Raw genomic sequence first — 17,347 nt, forward strand, 5'->3', positions numbered from 1 at the left:
TGAGGTCCTGCTTTTATGTATGATCATCCTGAAATTATTCAGGCTTATAAGAATCTTTTAGAGTTACTGTACGGTTGAAAACCAACGCAGCGTCCGTAGAATCCTGGTCTTTGGTAAAGTACCCGATTCTCTGGAACTGAAGGGGTTCACCTACGGCAACTTCTTTCAGGCTTGGTTCAGCAAAACCTTGAATAGTACTTACCGAATCAGGGTTAATGAAATTCAGGAAGTCAACATCTTTTTCAGCATCCGGCTGCTCCACGGTAAATAATTGGTTGTAAACCCTTACCTCTACAGGGATCGCGTGTTTCGCAGATACCCAGTGTAATGTTCCCTTTACTTTTCTTAAGCTTTCTTCCGTTCCGCTTCCGGATTTACTCTTTTCATCGTAAGAAGCATAGATGGTAGTAATCTCTCCATTTTCATCCTTCTCCACTCTTTCTGCTTTAATGATATAAGCAGACTTTAAACGAACTTCTCCGCCTAACTTCAGTCTGAAGAATTTATTATTAGCTTCTTCCTTGAAATCCTCACGTTCGATGTATAGTTCTCTTGAAAAAGGAACTTCTCTGGTTCCTGCATTTTCCTGTTCAGGATTATTTTCAGTTTCCAACCATTCTTCCTTGTCTTCAGGATAGTTTTCGATCACTAATTTAACAGGATCTACTACTGCCATTACACGTTTGGCTACTTTATTAAGATCTTCACGTACACAGAAGTCAAGTAACTGGATTTCAATCAGGTTTTCTCTTTTGGCAACTCCCACCTTTTCAATAAAGTTTCTGATAGACGCCGGCGTGTATCCTTTTCTTCTCATCCCTGAAATAGTAGGCATTCTAGGATCATCCCATCCTGTCACCGCTCCTTCGGCTACAAGTCTTTGCAGCTTTCTTTTGGAAGTGATCATATAGGAAACATTCATCCTTGCAAATTCTCTCTGCTTAGGAGCTACTTTAGTTTCATCAGATACCTGCTCCAGATACCAGTTGTAAAGAGGTCTGTGGTTTTCGAATTCCAATGAACATAGAGAGTGTGAAACTTGTTCCAAATAATCCGATTCCCCATGTGCCCAGTCGTACATCGGATAGATCTTCCAGGCAGTTCCTGTTCTGTGGTGCGGTCTTTTCAGAATTCTGTACATCACAGGATCACGCATATTCATATTGGGGGAAAGCATATCAATTTTTGCACGAAGCGACATTGTTCCTTCCTCGAACTCACCGTTTCTCATTCTTTCGAATAGATCCAATGATTCTTCAACCGGACGGTTTCTGAATGGCGATTCCACACCTGGTTCCGTAGGATTTTTTCTCTGTTCGGTAATCACTTCAGATGGCTGCTCATCTACATAAGCCTTTCCTTCTTTAATCAGTTGTACTGCCCATTCATAAAGCTGCTGGAAGTAATCTGATGCATACAATTCTTTGTCCCATTTGAAACCTAGCCATTCCACATCTTTCTTGATTGAATCTACGAATTCCTGCTCTTCTTTCTCAGGATTGGTATCGTCAAAACGAAGGTTTACAGGTGCATTGTATTTTTCTCCCAAGCCAAAATTGATGCAGATCGCCTTTGTGTGGCCTACATGCAGATATCCATTCGGTTCAGGGGGAAAACGGAAACGAATCTGATCTCTTTTCAGTCCGTTTGCCAAATCATCTTCTATAATTTGCTCAATAAAATTGAGTGATTTTTTTTCTTCTTCCATTAAATTAGCTTTTGTTTTTAGCAAAAAAAGTTGCACAAAGTTACGGAAAATTTGGGGCTTACGAAAGTCATAATTAAAAAGTACAATGGCTGATAATTCAGTATTTTTCTGTATCTTAGAGAAAGTTACAAACCTGATTATCATGGCTGTTTATATCTTAAGCAATCGAAAAATTGTGCGTCATAAGGGTGAAAGCGTAGACTCTTTTTCCAATGAAGAATATTCAATTCCCAATTTCAGAATTGCCAAATGTGATTTTGAGGGTTATAAAGAACCTACTGCACCGGCCAAAAAGAAGAAAGATTACAAGAACAGAAACATTATCAACTACAAACTGTTTTCGGAACCCGAAAAACAGGGATATGAAGAGGTTTTAGAGGTTTTGCTCAGTGAAAAAGGTATTAAAAAATCTTTTTTAACAGCTAATAATCTTGGTGGCACTCAGAGAATGTTCTATGAGCTATACAAAAACATGTCTTCCACCAAAGACCGGAGCGATGTCCTTATATTTATCCATGGATATGCCTATGATTTTGATGATGAATTAAAGGCTATACTTGATCTTAAAAAGCTGTTTATTGATCATCCTGAATCTCCTGTTGAGCATATTTTATTTGTAAGCTGGCCGGCCTCAAGCAGCATTGTTCCCCTGACTTATTTTGATGATAAGGCGGCAAGCATCAACTCCGGAACTTCATTATTAAGACTCTTTTACTTTTACACCCAGTTTCTAAAAGATATTTTTTCCAATCGGGATCTTATCCCATGCAACCAAAGAATCCATATGATGACTCATTCTTTGGGAAACCGGGTTCTTCAAAGCATGCTGTATAGTTTGAAAAAAGAAAATATTTTAAGGGTTATTGACCAGGTTATTTTACTTAACGCAGATGTTACTTACAAAGTATTTGAAGACTCCGAGGATTCCTTCAATAAACTTCCTCTTCTTGCAAACCGCATTTCCATCTATTTAAACAGACAGGATGTCATTTTGGGACTTTCCCAATTTACCAAAAACATCCTTACTCCACGGCTTGGAAAAAATGGACCCAGTGATATTGAACGCTTTAAAGATATTGTGTCTGTCATCGACTGTACTTTCGTTAAAGATGATCTTTTAAACAGTTTCAAATTTGAGGTGGGAAAACATTGGGGATACCTTTCCAGTTCGCAGGTTCAGAGAGATATTTTTCAAAATCTGTACGGAATAGACAGAACCCTCATCACGAACAGAACAATGGATAACGAAAATGTTTTCACAATTATTTCTTAACAATAAATTAAAAAAATATTATAAAAAAGACAATAAGTTAAAGTTACTGAAAATTGAGAAAATGGCATAAAGATTGCCAATTCATACTCTAGAGAATTACAATTTTTTTATTATGAAAAGAATTAAAAGTAAATTTTCTTATATATTTCAGTATATTAAGAAAGCGATTTTCGTAAAAGATGTGATTTAACAGAAAAAATAATTCGAAAAAAAACAGAATATTCGAACCTAAAATTACTTTATCATTAAAACAGAATTAAAAGTATATCAGGCTCCTATAATATACTGTAGGGGGTTATTTTCATGACTTTATTTTTATGAAAGATAAATATTCCTTCAGATAGTTCGTATTGAAAAAGAATATTTTATTCAGGTAAGCACTTCCGCATATCTCTGTCTTCTGGAAAACCCACAATAATCATTATTCACCACATTAACAATTCACACAATACCAACAACATACACTCATAATGTTGTCCAGCTGGAAAAAAAATTCGATATTTATTGACCAAACCATAACCTATCAATTATGAAAAACCAACAAAGCAACATGAAGAAATTGAGTAAGAGTGAGTTAAAAGCCATGAATGGCGGTAATCCTCCCCCAATCCCTATAGGATGTAACAATTGGGATCCAAAAAACAGATGCTGCAGAGAATGGGATTATGATCACTGGGACAATCCTACCTGTCCTAATTAATTTTCTCATTATTTTTTGAACCACAGCAACTCATTTCTGAGATCAAGGCTTGATTCAAAATTATTAACAAATAAAGATCCGGTGCCCAATCCTTGAGGCATTGGATTTTTTTTGGTCACTGTATATTGGGCAATGGCATTCAGCCCGATATTACTTTCCAGCGCAGAAGTAATCCACCAACCTATATTTTGTTCTTCAGCAAGGGAAATCCACTCGTCAGAACCGGAGAAACCTCCCACTAAAGCAGGTTTCAAAATAATGTATTGTGGCTTTATTGTTTCTAACAGAAGTTTCTTTTTATCAGGATTAATTATTCCTATCAGTTCTTCATCCAATGCAATTGGTGTAGGTGTTTTTGAACATAATTCTTTCATATCGTGCCAATTTCCGGCTTTAATGGGCTGTTCAATAGAGTGAATATCCAGATCTGCCAGTTGCTGCAAAACACCCATCGCTTCTTCTTTATTAAACCCTCCATTGGCATCTACACGCAGTTCCAACTGATCGCCGGAGAATTTTTCTCTAAGCTTTTGAAGAATAATATATTCTTCTTTCCAGTGGACACCGATTTTCAGTTTGATGCAATGAAAGCCTTTTTCCAGTTTCTCCTCAATCTGTTCTTCCATATAGCCGATCTCCCCCATCCAGATTAAACCATTGATGGTAATAGCAGATTTCCCTTCAGTAAATTCACTGGGAAAATAAAGACGGCCACCATACTTCAGGTTCAAAACTGCCTGCTCATAACCAAACCATATTGACGGAAAATCCTTCAGCTCTTCTTTTAGATCAGCAAAATTCTTTTCAATATTCTCACAAAGCCATTTCAGTTTTTCTTCATAATCCGGCCGGTCATCAAAACTCAGCCCTCTGAAAATGGCACATTCTCCTACTCCTTTTTTTCCATTTTCTGAAATCTCAAGAATAAAGGTTTCCTTATCAAGCAAAACGCCACGAGATGTTCCACTCGGGCGTTTGAATTGTAATAGATATTTAAAATAAGACGCTTCCATACTATGATGTTATTTCACACTATCGATACGCATAAACTCTTCTGCTTTTTCTACCATGTCTACACTTCCGCAGAAAAATGGAATTCTCTGGTGAAGTTCCGTCGGCTCAACTTCCAGAATTCTTCTAAATCCGTCTGTTGCCTTACCACCGGCCTGTTCTGCCAGGAAAGCCATAGGATTACATTCGTATAATAATCTCAGTTTACCGTTCGGAGCCTGAGAATAAGACGGGTAAATATAAATTCCGCCTTTCAGCATATTTCTATGGAAATCTGCAACTAAAGAACCGATATACCTTGAAGTATAAGGACGGTCCCCTTCTTCCATCTGACAATATTTAAGGTAGTTTTTCACTCCCTGAGGGAATTTAATATAGTTTCCTTCGTTGATAGAATAGATTTTACCTGTTTTTGGGAAAGTCATATTGGGATGAGAAAGGTAATAAGTTCCCAAAGAAGGATCCAGGGTAAATCCGTTTACTCCGTTTCCGGTAGTATAAACGATCATTGTAGAGGAACCGTAAATAACATATCCTGCAGCAATCTGATTAATTCCTTTCTGTAAAAAGTCTTCCAGCTGCACAGGAGTTCCAGGTTCAGTAACTCTTCTGTAGATAGAGAAAATAGTTCCTACGGAAACATTTACATCAATATTGGAAGATCCGTCTAAAGGATCAATAAGCACTACATATTTACTTAAGTGACCGTTCTCTCCGCATTTAATATCAATAAAATCATCATTTTCCTCAGACGCAATACCACAAACAACCTCTCTTTGAGACAAAGCCGTAATAAAAATTTCATTAGCGATCACATCAAGTTTCTGCTGTTCCTCGCCCTGAATATTCTGGTTACCGGCAGCTCCTGTTATATCTACAATTCCGGCTTTATTTACTTCTCTGTTTACCACTTTCGAAGCCAATCTTATTGCGCTTAGAAGACGAGAAAATTCACCTGTAGAATATTGAAAATCGTCCTGTTTATCTATAAGAAATTCTCCTAAAGTCTGTAATGGTTGATTTGACATATTTTTCTTTTTACGTTTTCTCCAAATTTCGGAAAATTTATTGCATTAAGAAAATTTAATTACAAAAGAGGTTAACATCTGAATTTCAACACAATATAAATAAAACCTAGCGTAACATCAAACGATTATTGAAAATTATGCCTCCGGATTTGTTATATGGGGTACACGAAAAATTCAAATTATTTCATTAATTGTTGATTTTAAGGAAATCTTAATTCTATCATTCCGCTCGCCTATTTCATATCTCGTTGTAAATTTATAATTTTGACGTCCGTAAAAAACTCATGTCATTTTTTATCTAACAATTTTATTTTTAACAATTTAATGAAAATTTTCAAGTTTGGTGGGGCATCGGTAAAAGATGCCGAAAGTGTAAAAAACGTGTCTATGGTTCTAAAAAGCCAGGGATTTGCCAAATGTTTGCTGGTAATTTCAGCAATGGGCAAAACGACGAACGAGTTGGAAAAGGTTGTAGAACTTTATTTCAAAAAGGATAACTATCAAACTGAGATTGAAAAGATAAAACGAAAACACATTGAGGTAGCGGAGGGTCTCTTTCCTGAAAACCATGCAGTTTTTGCTGAAATCAATCTCTTTTTTGATGATATAGATTCTTTTTTAAGAAGAAACAAATCTCCTAATTACAGCTTTGTATATGATCAGGTGGTAAGTTGCGGAGAAATGATTTCAACTAAAATTGTAAGTGAATACCTGAACGAGATTCAGTTTACCAATCAGTGGCTGGATGCCAGAGATTACATTAAAACAGATAATTCTTACAGGGAAGGTAATGTAGATTGGACAAAAACTGAGGATTTTATCTCAAATTTAAATCCTGAAATCTGCTATGTTACCCAAGGGTTCATTGGTTCAGACGACAATAATTTCACAGTAACTTTAGGAAGAGAAGGTTCTGACTATTCTGCTGCTATTTTTGCATTTTGCTTAGATGCTGAAGCAATGACTATCTGGAAAGATGTACCGGGTGTAATGACAGGAGATCCGAGAAAATTCAACGATGTAACTCTTCTTTCCAATATATCTTATGAGGAAGCTATTGAGATGGCTTATTACGGGGCGAGTGTAATACACCCAAAGACATTACAGCCACTCCAACAGAAAAGTATTCCTTTTTATGTAAAATCTTTCGTAGATCCTACGAAGGAAGGAACTAAAGTAGGAGCTTCAGACAAAAACCAACAGGAAGAAACTTATATTTTGAAAGAAAATCAGGCTCTGCTGAAAATATCAACAAGAGACTTTTCTTTCATCGCAGAGGATCACATGAGCCTTATATTCGGCTATTTATCAAAGTACAAAATTAAAGTTTCCCTGATGCAGAATTCTGCTATTTCATTGGCTTTATGTCTGGAAGATAAATTTAACCATATTGAAGAACTTAACGAAGAACTTCATAAAATTTTTAAAACCGAAGCGATTAAAAATGTATCTTTATTCACAGTAAGAAATGCGAAGATGGATCATATTGAAAAATTTTACCATGAAAAGAATGTATTATTGGAGCAAATTTCCAAGAATACGCTTCAAATGGTAACACAATAATTTTAATTGCGACTAAACACACATGAGTTTAATTTCGAAAAACGATCTGATCAAAGCTTCCGGCTTAAGTAAAATTGGATTTCTAAAGAATCCAGTAGCATCTGCTGTGATGAGCATTGCTAAAATAAATGAAGTAAATAAATTATACGACAAATTAAAAGATAAGGAAGGTAAAGACTTTTTCGACTCATTTGTAAGAGAAAGAAACTTAAGCTATGTAGCTTTTGAAGAAGATCTTGCAAAAATCCCCAAAACGGGACCTTTTATTCTGGTTTCCAATCATCCGCTGGGTGCTATTGACGGAATTTTAATGTGTAAGATCCTTACGGAGGTTCGTCCGGATTTCAAAATCATGGGAAATTTCCTTTTGGAAAAAATAAAGCCTATGGAACCGTACGTAATCCCTGTAAATCCTTTTGAAAACAGAAAGGAAGTCTACAGCAGTTCTTCAGGAATGCGTGAAACCCTTAAGCATATCCAAAATGGAGGCTGCGTAGGTATTTTTCCGGCAGGGGAAGTTTCCAATAAAAATAATCCTTACGGAGAAATCTTAGATAAAGACTGGGAAAAAACGGCACTTAAGCTTATAAGAATGGCTAAAGTGCCGGTAGTTCCTATGTATTTCCATGCTAAAAACAGCCGTCTTTTTTATCAGGTTGCCAAACTTCATCCGAGTTTACAGACCCTGATGCTGCCTGCTGAAATGATGAATGACAGGGAAAGACCTATCAGAATCCGGATCGGACGGCCTATTACCTTAAAGGCAATGGACGATATGGAAACGATTGAAGAACTGGGTGAGTTTTTGAAACGTAAGGTTTATATGATGAAATCTTACTATGAAAAGAGAAAATCTTTGGCCCAAAGCATCAATCTTCAGAATCTGTATGTGAAGTTTCCTTTATTAAAAGAAGAAAATATTGTTCAGAACATTATTGATGAAACGCCTAAAGAGGATATCATCAAGGATGTTGATAAATTGAGAGGTACTGATAAGATGCTGTTCAGTAATGGAAATTACGAAATCTACTTTACCACCTATGAAGAAATACCTTCTATTATGAGGGAAATAGGACGTCAGCGAGAACTTACGTTCCGTGCTGTAGGTGAAGGGAGTAATCTTCCGTTTGACCTTGATGAATATGATAAACACTACCACCATCTTTTCCTTTGGGACAATGGTGAAAAGAAACTGGCAGGAGCTTACAGAATGGCCCTGGGTAGAGAGGTAATGAAAAAATACGGCATCAAAGGTTTTTATACCAGTTCATTATTTGAGTTTGAACAGGATATTCACCCTTTCTTTAAAAAGGTGATTGAGATGGGCCGTGCCTATATCTGTCAGGAATATCAGCAAAAGCCACTGCCTCTGTTCCTTTTATGGAGAGGGATTGTACATGTATGTCTGAGAAATTCTGACCATAAATTTCTGATGGGTGGGGTAAGTATCTCGAATAAGTTTTCAGAGTTTTCCAAGTCTCTGATGATAGAATTCATGCGTTCCAATTACTTTGACTCGGCAGTGGCTCAGTATATCACTCCAAGGAATGAATATAAGGTAAAGCTTCGTGACAGGGATAAGAATATTTTCTTTGAAGAAATGGAGTCTGATCTTAATAAGCTTGATAAGATTATTGATGACCTGGAGCCTGAGCTAAGATTACCTGTTTTGATAAAAAAATATATTAAGCAAAACGCTAAGGTAATTGCTTTCAATGTTGACCCAAACTTCAATGATGCCATTGACGGATTGATGTATATCAGGATTAGTGATCTTCCGGAAAACACCATTAAACCGGTATTGGAAGAGATGAGTGAGCAAATCAGAAAAGAACAGGAAAACAATCCTTCTGATAATCAGTAAGTTTTTAAGTCTGGTAAAAAAAAGTACGATGAATACTTGCTTTGTATACCAAAACTTACTACTTTTGCATCACTTTAAAACAACGAAGTAAGACACACAAAAATATAATGGTTTCTTAGCTCAGTTGGTAGAGCAATGGATTGAAAATCCATGTGTCCCTGGTTCGATTCCTGGAGAAACCACTTTAAAACCTCTAATTTACTTAGAGGTTTTTTTGTTTTTTTTATCTTCAGCTATTGACCTCCTGAAAAGCCAAACCCTATTTCCTTTTCCGTTTTTATCATTTTTATAGAGCAATAATTTTTGCCGCTTTTAAATCAATCTGTCATTCTTCATATCGGATCCGTAAACAGGGAATAAAAAATTCGGAATTGAAATTTCAGAAAAATTCACCATGTTATTTTAATTTTAATAGTTCATTTTTGTATTTCAATGATGTTAAAAAAATACAATTACTACCATGCATGGTGAAGATCCAAAGCAGAGCCTGGGTTTTGTAAGAAAAACCAACCGGAAGTTACAGGAAAGAAAATATGAGATTCTATTATTCGCCTTGCTACAACATTTATTTGTGGGAGTATTTCTTACGGATATGGACTTCTATACCCGCGTAATATGGCCTATAAATATGGTAATTCTAGGGTTGGGATCTGTTTTCTTATTTACAGGAAAGCATAGCTGGAAGCACTGGTTTAGAAATCTGCATTTCATTGTTATTTTATTATTACCCATTGGTATTCCATTTTTTAAAGATATTTCCTGGTATTTTACTTTTTTGAACATCAATTATGTAGTTTTTTTCTGTTTTCTTTTTATGGAAGTTCTGCGGTTTCTTATAAAACCGGGATATATCAATACAGATATTATCTCTGCTTCAATCTGTGGATATATGCTGCTGATTGAAATTGCAGTTTTTTCACTGCAGTTTTTCCAATATCGCAACCATGCGTCTTTTAAGGGGGTTGATATATCTTTTCCTGCTCTTACTTTTATTGATCTGGTTTATTTTTGCTCTATAACATTTACAAGTATCGGTTTTGGGGATATCACTCCCAATACACATGTTACAAAGCTGATAACCGCTTTTGTGGGTATAGCCGGACAGTTCTATACTGTAGTGCTTGTGGGTATTCTGATCAGTAAATTTTCTTCAAAAAATTAATTTGTTATGAATACAGGCTCACATTACAAGCTTTATCAGTTTATTCCGTGGACAAGGAAGAAAATCTATAAGATGCTTATTTTAAGTATTATTCCTACCGCTTTATTTTATTTTCTCGGATGGAAATGGCTGGCCATTCCATGGGTTCCTGTAGCATTACTGGGAACAGCCACAGCATTCATTTCTGGGTTTAAAAATACCCAAACCTATAACCGAAGCTGGGAAGCACGGCAGATTTATGGAGCAATCATCAATAACAGCCGCAGTTTTGGCATACTGGTAAAGGACTTTATAAGAGCTGATGATAAAACCCTGGAAGCTGCCATACATCAGCAGATCATCTACCGTCATTTTGCCTGGCTTACTGCATTAAGATTTCAGCTCAGAGAAACCAAGAGCTGGGAGCATGTAAAAACAAAAAGCTACAACAGGGAATATTTAAAATATTATAAAGTTCCGGAATGGGAGAATGCTATTGAAGATGAGCTGAAACCTTTTTTAAATAAAGATGAGCTGGAACATATCCTTACTACAAAAAACAGGGCTACCCAAATCATTTCTTTGCAATCCACTCACTTGAGAACATTGAATGAAGAGGGTAAAATTTCAGATTATAATTATACCGCTCTGGAAAATCAGTTTAAAGAATTATATGATCAACAGGGAAAATGTGAAAGGATTAAAAATTTTCCCTATCCACGGCAATTCTCCAGTATTAATCTGTATTTTACAAATGCTCTGTGCTTTTTATTACCATTAGGGTTTATAGGAGAATTCTCAAAAATGGTGGAAAAATTTGGCGAAGACATCATCTGGCTTACTGTTCCTTTTAGTATATTGCTGGGCTGGGTATTTTTGGTTCTGGAACAGATTGGCGAAAGTACGGAAAACCCATTCGAAGGAAATGCAAATGATATTTCAATTACACAAATCAGCAGGAATATAGAAATTGATTTGCGTGAAATGTTTGGAGAAAAAGAATTACCTGCCGCTATACAGCCTGTTAATAATATTTTAATGTAAAAATTACAACTATATTGCTGGTAAAATTTAGTGCAAAAAAAAACAAAAAATATGAGTATAGAATCTGTAAGAAAATGGTATCCAAAAGCTTTAACATCTATTGATACGGTCAACCGGCTATTAGATACCATTGAAAAGCATTTAGAATTAAAGCCTAATCAGCTGATGCATGCCGACAGTATGTGTTGTGATGATGTCAACGCAATACAGTATCCACCAAGGGCATATGAAATGCTTGGTCCGTTTCATCTGGGAGGACTTGATGGCTTTCCTTTTGCAGGTCTCACAGGAATGGGAGCTTTTGCTCATCATGTTCCTGAGGATGGGGCTGTAGTCATTTTTTACGCACCTCATATCGGGATTACTAAAAGTGGACAAATTGGAGAAATAAGCAGAATAGGACAAAGTAACAGTTCTGCCTGCTGTGGTGCGGCAAAAGGAGCATTAGGAAAACTGGCAGCAGGACAAATTATAGAAGGGAATATCACTTCATTGGACTTTCAGATGAATACCATTGAGCAAATATTTCTTCACAGCAAAGATAGGATCCTGAATGCAGAGAATCAGATTTTTGAAGCTACCGAAGTCATGTATGAAGCTATAGACGAACGTATAGAAGTACTGGTAAAAGAAACCAACTACCCTTGCAAGTATGTCATTTTGGTAGGAGGCATTTTTATTAATGGTGATAAAGATATGGGATCATTCTGCCAATATAAAAAGTTTGAATATATCAATCTGGAAACCAAGGAACGGAAAAGCCTTATGAAAGAGTATTATGAATAATCCTTATTTGAATGAGTTAATACTTAATCTGACGGTTGTTATCAAATTGAATAACTTTAAACAGATTAAGTATTACGGCTTCGTAAAAACACAAATCCTCTGGGCCTCAACTGATTAAAAAATAGATCTCATAATAAACCTTTTTTTTGAAAAAAATAATCAGAAAAAACTTGTGTGGTATTACAAAATATTATACTTTTGCATCACTTTAAAACAACGAAGTAAATCAAACAAAAATATAATGGTTTCTTAGCTCAGTTGGTAGAGCAATGGATTGAAAATCCATGTGTCCCTGGTTCGATTCCTGGAGAAACCACTTTAAAACCTCTAATTCACTTAGAGGTTTTTTTGTTTCATATCATATAAAGAGGCCGTCTCACAACTCGTGAAAACGGCCTTTTTTATTAAATAGGCTTCGAATCGTACTATTTTTTAATAACAGCTTTCAGATTTTCTATTTCTTTATTCTGAGAAATGACGTAGAGTGTCAGTTCTTCAATCTTCTGAAGTAATTTCATCTGGAAGTCTCCTAAATTGACGCCATCTTTCATGATAGACTCTCCGGAAGGAATTTCCGGAAGATGCTTATTCTCTCTTACAAAAGATTCCAGTTCACTGATGGTTGGCATTTGATAATCCGGTCTGATAGAAGATTCACCGTCAAAATATTTCTGAAACACATAATCTGCAGGAACATTCATATCCACCATAACATCTTCAGCATGAATTTTTCCTTTTACAGTAAGTTTCTGATCCGGGTTTTTAGTTCCTATTCCTACATTTCCATTAGGGGCGATCCTCATCAATTCGTTCATAACAATGGGTGAATTGATAGCGCTTTGTGCACTGGCACTTCCCAGGAACTTTATTCCTTCATTTCCCAGGGTAACCGCGTTTTTATAATTGGAAAAGCTTCCGTTGCTTGATACCCATCCATAAGCTGTGGTGGGTGAAGCCTTTACCCCATAACTCATATAGGTTTCTGCACCGCTTCTTAAAGCCCCCCAGTTATTAAAAGATCCATTTTCATATCGTATTGCGAAAGCATTAACTCCTTCTGTCGCCGATTTACTTCCGGACAATATCTCTCCTACAACATCCAGTTTTGCTGCCGGAGCTTCGGTCCCGATTCCTACATTCCCCTTAAGGAAAACACGATCATCACCCGCAAAAAATTTAGCGATACTTCCGCCATATTTTCCTACAAAATAATGATCAATCTGGTTATTGGTACCCAAGGCTCCGAAACCGCCCAAATGCTGCGTATTATCAGGTGATACAAAATTATATCCTCTGGACCACTGGGTAGTATACCCAACAATTCCCACGCCGCTTACCACACTAGAACCGGCATTCAATAAAATCCGTCCCTGAACATCTAATGGCGCAAGCGGCTTTTTGGTACCTATTCCCACATTATCATTATAATTGACATAATGTTTATTCTGACCGGTAAGGACATTGGTATAAATGTCAGACAATACTGCCTTATCAATGACAGCGGTTGAATTACAATGCTGTATCAGCCTGATTGCATACACATTTCCAGACTGACGTGTATGATACAGCGTGAGTTTATATTGTGCTATAGTACTATCCCATATGATATCACTGAGATAAATATGATCTGTGATAGGTCCCGAAGCCTCTATAATTCTTGATACAGGTGCGGACCAGATACCTCCGTTAGGATTTGCGCCAACGATAATTTGCTTCTTAATGATCCCTACGGTATTTTCGCTATTCCACGCACCTACAACATGTATTTCTATATTCCCATTAATGATCGTTCCCAACAATATGTCTACTGCCAAGTTGCTTTCCAGATTGGGAAACTTAACGGATAAGTCTTTATGCTTAAAACTATTAGGAAATACGGTAGGATCATCCAGATGTACATAACTATCTAAAAGATCCCCAAACTGACTTTCCGTTGGTCTTTTCCCTGCTTTAAAATAATTTTTTAATTGTGTGATTGTTATTTTTGCCATAATTAGTTTGATTTTAAAACATCAATCTCTTTTTTCATCGAGATCATGTATAATGTTAATTCTTCAATTTTCTGAAGTAATTTGATTTGAAAGTCTCCTACCGACAAGCCACTATCTGTCATTTCTTTTGCAGAAGGAATTTCCGGAAGATGACTTTTTTCTGAAATAAATTTTTCAAGTTCACCGATCTCTCTTAAGTTATAATCTGCCGCGAAAACATGATCGGCAGTAGGTGTTGTAGTGATCACTACATCTTTTGCTTCAAGTTTACCGTGTAATGCCATATTGCCGGCATCAGATAATATGAGTTTTGCACCGCCTCCACCATCGTTAAGATAATTCCAGAATTGTAAACTATTCGTGTATTGCCCTGTCATATTATAGATTGCCCATCTGTTTGCTGTACCGGGTGTTGTTTTAGATTGATTATCTAAATAGATAGCTCCTCCTTCATTAGTACTGATTTGTGACATGATTACTCCCTGTACATCAAGTTTCTGCTGTGGGTTGGCTGTACCAATTCCTACATTTCCACCGGGTCTTACAGTCATCTGAATATTTTGGCTTGTCACGAAATTGATAGATCCAAAGCGTGGATCATAAGAATTATCATTTTCTATATTAAAGTCATAGTAATCTCCATATCTTCTTCCTAAGCCTGAAAACCCAGAGTTTAATTCCAGATTGGCTTTATTATGATAAGAAAGACTTACTATATTACTTCCTCCTGTCGCGCCGTTCGTTGTAAATTTCGCGGTCGTGGAATTTTGATTCAACGAGTTTTCCTGTACTACATTCAGCTTTGTTTCAGGTGTAGCAGTTCCAATTCCAACATTTCCTTTAGCATTGACTTTCAATCCTATTTTAGCACTTTCAGTTGATAGAAGGTTTCCTACCCATAGGTTCCATTCATTAGACATTGGCTGAAGAGGAACGGAGGCTAGGCTGTTACCTTTGTTATCTATTGCCGTCCATCCATCATTCTTATTAACAGATCTTATTTTAATAAAAACTTTTAGCACGTGATCTGGAGATCCATATGTATGAATCGCTCTGATACGGAACTTACATCTTCCACCATTTACATCAATCGTAAAATTATAATTTGGTTCACTGTCTATATAATTATTTTTATTGATGGTTCCACACTCTCTCCAGATATCTGGATTAGAGTGTGAAACTGCAGCAATATGAGTTGCGCCACAAGCAATATTTCCTCTGGTATATGCCAGAGATATTTCATAGAATCCACCTGCATTAGCACTGGAAGGTGCAAAATTTAAAAATTCCATGTAGTCTCCTACTTTATAATCTGCAGGAAATTCTACAAAAGTGGAATATTCTGAAGATCCATCTAAATGTACATAGCTGTCTATAAAATCTCCAAACTGACCTTCAGTTGGTCTTTTTCCTGCTTTAAAATATTCTTTTAAAGCAGCTATTGTTTTTTTTGCCATGATTTGTTGTTTTTTGATGATTATTCTTTCCTTTTATTTACTTAACAGGAAAGATTTTAATTTTTTAAGCCAAAACTTCTAAAGCAAACTGGCCCATATTTATTACCTTTAAATCTTTTGTGATATAGATTTTCATATATTTCATTGGCTCTACCACAACAGCTGAACGCCCTTTTATCTGAAGCTCAATAAAAGAAGATGTTGACAGGTTGATGATTTTAATTTCCTGTTGAGAATACAATCCCGTTATATTACAAATCATATCTGATGGCTGATTACCTGTAACGGTAATGAAGTCTGTTGTATCGTTTACTTCTAAATAAAAAGCTGAATCAATTTCATATTCTTTTTTAACGGGTTGTATACTTTCTCTGATCTGAGCATAAGAAACTTCAGCTGTTGACATTGTAGCTCTGGACGCCGAAGCCAGCTGAGCAGTAACCCAATCTCTTGTTGCAAGCTGTCGCCAGGCTCCTTTACCATCACCAGATTGAAACCACAGATTATCTGAGTTATCCCTGGCTCCCAGTAATCTTGTTGAAACAGCTGTGCTACCAAAAGAGATCAATCCTCCTGCCTGTGTGAAAGGTAAATTAACAGCTCCTGAGCTCACTGCTGATACATAAGTTCCTACCGGTACCGCCAGCATATCATTTTGATAAGGTAATGCACTGACCGGAGCAGCATAATTTATGGGTAAATATTTTCCTGCATGGCTTCCCCAACCGTAAGCTGTATTCCATTGGTCGGAGCTTCCATTGTTTAATGTACTGATCACACCGGTGCCTGATATCTTTACCAATTCAATAAGTGATACCGCTGAGCCATTTGTTGTACTGCTATTCGCCCTGTTAAATGAAAAACCTTTGTGGTTATTGACTGTAAAAGCCCAGGAATTCAAGGTTCCTCTTGGCTGAATAAAATCTGTTCCGTTAAACTGGAGATTGTGTGCCATCCATATACCATAACCTGGTGTATTAACTCCTGGAATATTGGTATGGAAAACAGATGATCCTGTAGTTATTTGAGATCCAAAAAGTAAGTTATAATTATCTACATACTGAGTTCCGTTCGCATTAATGATAATTTGGTTTGTGGTAACTGTATCTCCTGCAGGTCTTAAAAATATCCCACTTGTACCACTACTGGATGCTGCTGATAATATGGTATTTACGCTGTCTGCCCTTAGCTTATTAACATTTAGATGCTGAACCTGTAATGAACCCTGATAGGTATTCAGATTGCCGGCAAGGGTTACATCTCCTCTTACATATGCGTTTCCTATTACATCTAATGCATATCCTGTAGTTGGGACTACTGCAGCACTACCACCTATGGCAACTCTCTGATCAGAGGTCCATCTGATTGCATTTTTCCCATTATAGGTAGTTCCTCCAATAAATCCCCAATTCATAGTTACCGAACCAGTATTTGTGACTGCCCCATAGTATCCAAAACTATCAATATCTCCATTGGACCCCGTGAGCTTTGTAAAATATCTGGAAAAGCTACTATTAACTGATACATCTGAAAAATCCCTGGAAATCCACGTTGTACTGGTATTACCTAAACTTAAAATGCCTGACATTTTCCCTCCCGAGAGCGGCAGATAAGCATTAGGATTAAAAGCATCCATATGTACATAGCTGTCTATAAAATCTCCAAACTGACTTTCAGTTGGTCTTTTTCCTGCTTTAAAATATTCCTTTAAGGCAGCTATTGTTTTTTTTGCCATAATTTGTTGTTTTTTGATGATCAGCTCCTCCTCACCGAGCGGGAAA

The 17,347-nt window shown here is 36.5% G+C and carries 13 protein-coding genes and 2 tRNA genes; 9 read left to right on the plus strand and 6 right to left on the minus strand.

Annotation, left to right across the window (positions count from 1 at the left end):
- Positions 1 to 34 precede the first annotated feature (34 nt).
- Complete coding sequence (locus LQV47_RS11530) at positions 35 to 1,708, minus strand: glutamine--tRNA ligase/YqeY domain fusion protein (protein WP_230036990.1); 1,674 nt, start codon at positions 1,706 to 1,708, stop codon at positions 35 to 37.
- Between the two features lie 85 nt (positions 1,709 to 1,793).
- Here LQV47_RS11530 and LQV47_RS11535 point away from each other — a divergent pair, with 85 nt between their 5' ends.
- Entirely contained in the window at positions 1,794 to 2,981 is a 1,188-nt protein-coding gene (locus LQV47_RS11535) for an alpha/beta hydrolase (protein WP_230036991.1), read from the plus strand.
- A 529-nt stretch (positions 2,982 to 3,510) separates the two neighbouring features.
- A complete protein-coding gene (locus LQV47_RS11540; RefSeq protein ID WP_230036993.1) occupies positions 3,511 to 3,681 on the plus strand; it encodes a hypothetical protein in 171 nt (56 codons plus the stop codon).
- Positions 3,682 to 3,689: 8 nt separating this feature from the next.
- Here the strand turns inward: LQV47_RS11540 and LQV47_RS11545 are convergent, their stop codons facing one another.
- Together LQV47_RS11545 and fbp are read right to left on the minus strand one after the other, a co-directional pair.
- Entirely contained in the window at positions 3,690 to 4,694 is a 1,005-nt protein-coding gene (locus LQV47_RS11545; RefSeq protein ID WP_230036995.1) for an o-succinylbenzoate synthase, read from the minus strand.
- 9 nt (positions 4,695 to 4,703) lie between these two features.
- On the minus strand, positions 4,704 to 5,720 hold the full coding sequence (gene fbp, locus LQV47_RS11550; protein WP_047493402.1) for a class 1 fructose-bisphosphatase: 1,017 nt from the start codon (positions 5,718 to 5,720) through the stop codon (positions 4,704 to 4,706).
- 324 nt (positions 5,721 to 6,044) lie between these two features.
- Between fbp and LQV47_RS11555 the strand changes: the two genes are divergently transcribed.
- From LQV47_RS11555 to LQV47_RS11585, 7 genes are all read left to right on the plus strand, one after another.
- A complete protein-coding gene (locus tag LQV47_RS11555; protein WP_230036997.1) occupies positions 6,045 to 7,283 on the plus strand; it encodes an aspartate kinase in 1,239 nt (412 codons plus the stop codon).
- A gap of 22 nt (positions 7,284 to 7,305) precedes the next feature.
- Complete coding sequence (locus LQV47_RS11560; protein WP_230036999.1) at positions 7,306 to 9,147, plus strand: lysophospholipid acyltransferase family protein; 1,842 nt, start codon at positions 7,306 to 7,308, stop codon at positions 9,145 to 9,147.
- 109 nt (positions 9,148 to 9,256) lie between these two features.
- A tRNA-Phe gene (locus LQV47_RS11565) sits at positions 9,257 to 9,329 on the plus strand.
- Positions 9,330 to 9,607: 278 nt separating this feature from the next.
- Positions 9,608 to 10,309 carry a potassium channel family protein gene (locus tag LQV47_RS11570; RefSeq protein WP_230037001.1) on the plus strand — a complete coding sequence of 234 codons (702 nt, stop codon included), beginning with the start codon at positions 9,608 to 9,610 and terminating at the stop codon, positions 10,307 to 10,309.
- A gap of 6 nt (positions 10,310 to 10,315) precedes the next feature.
- A complete protein-coding gene (locus LQV47_RS11575) occupies positions 10,316 to 11,332 on the plus strand; it encodes a bestrophin family ion channel (RefSeq protein ID WP_230037003.1) in 1,017 nt (338 codons plus the stop codon).
- A gap of 51 nt (positions 11,333 to 11,383) precedes the next feature.
- Positions 11,384 to 12,118: a hypothetical protein gene (locus tag LQV47_RS11580; RefSeq protein ID WP_230037005.1), complete on the plus strand. Its 735-nt coding sequence runs from the start codon at positions 11,384 to 11,386 to the stop codon at positions 12,116 to 12,118.
- A gap of 243 nt (positions 12,119 to 12,361) precedes the next feature.
- Positions 12,362 to 12,434: transfer RNA gene (locus LQV47_RS11585), tRNA-Phe, on the plus strand.
- Between the two features lie 109 nt (positions 12,435 to 12,543).
- On the opposite strand, the gene LQV47_RS11590 is transcribed toward LQV47_RS11585, so the two are convergent.
- The 3 genes from LQV47_RS11590 to LQV47_RS11600 form a co-directional block, all read right to left on the minus strand.
- Positions 12,544 to 14,109, minus strand: a complete 1,566-nt coding sequence (locus LQV47_RS11590; RefSeq protein WP_230037007.1) for a hypothetical protein — start codon at positions 14,107 to 14,109, stop codon at positions 12,544 to 12,546.
- Positions 14,110 to 14,111: 2 nt separating this feature from the next.
- Positions 14,112 to 15,566: a hypothetical protein gene (locus LQV47_RS11595; protein WP_230037009.1), complete on the minus strand. Its 1,455-nt coding sequence runs from the start codon at positions 15,564 to 15,566 to the stop codon at positions 14,112 to 14,114.
- 64 nt (positions 15,567 to 15,630) lie between these two features.
- A complete protein-coding gene (locus LQV47_RS11600) occupies positions 15,631 to 17,301 on the minus strand; it encodes a hypothetical protein (protein ID WP_230037011.1) in 1,671 nt (556 codons plus the stop codon).
- Between the last annotated feature and the right edge of the window lie 46 nt (positions 17,302 to 17,347).

It is taken from the genome of Chryseobacterium sp. Bi04 (assembly GCF_918698085.1).
Classification (GTDB): domain Bacteria; phylum Bacteroidota; class Bacteroidia; order Flavobacteriales; family Weeksellaceae; genus Chryseobacterium.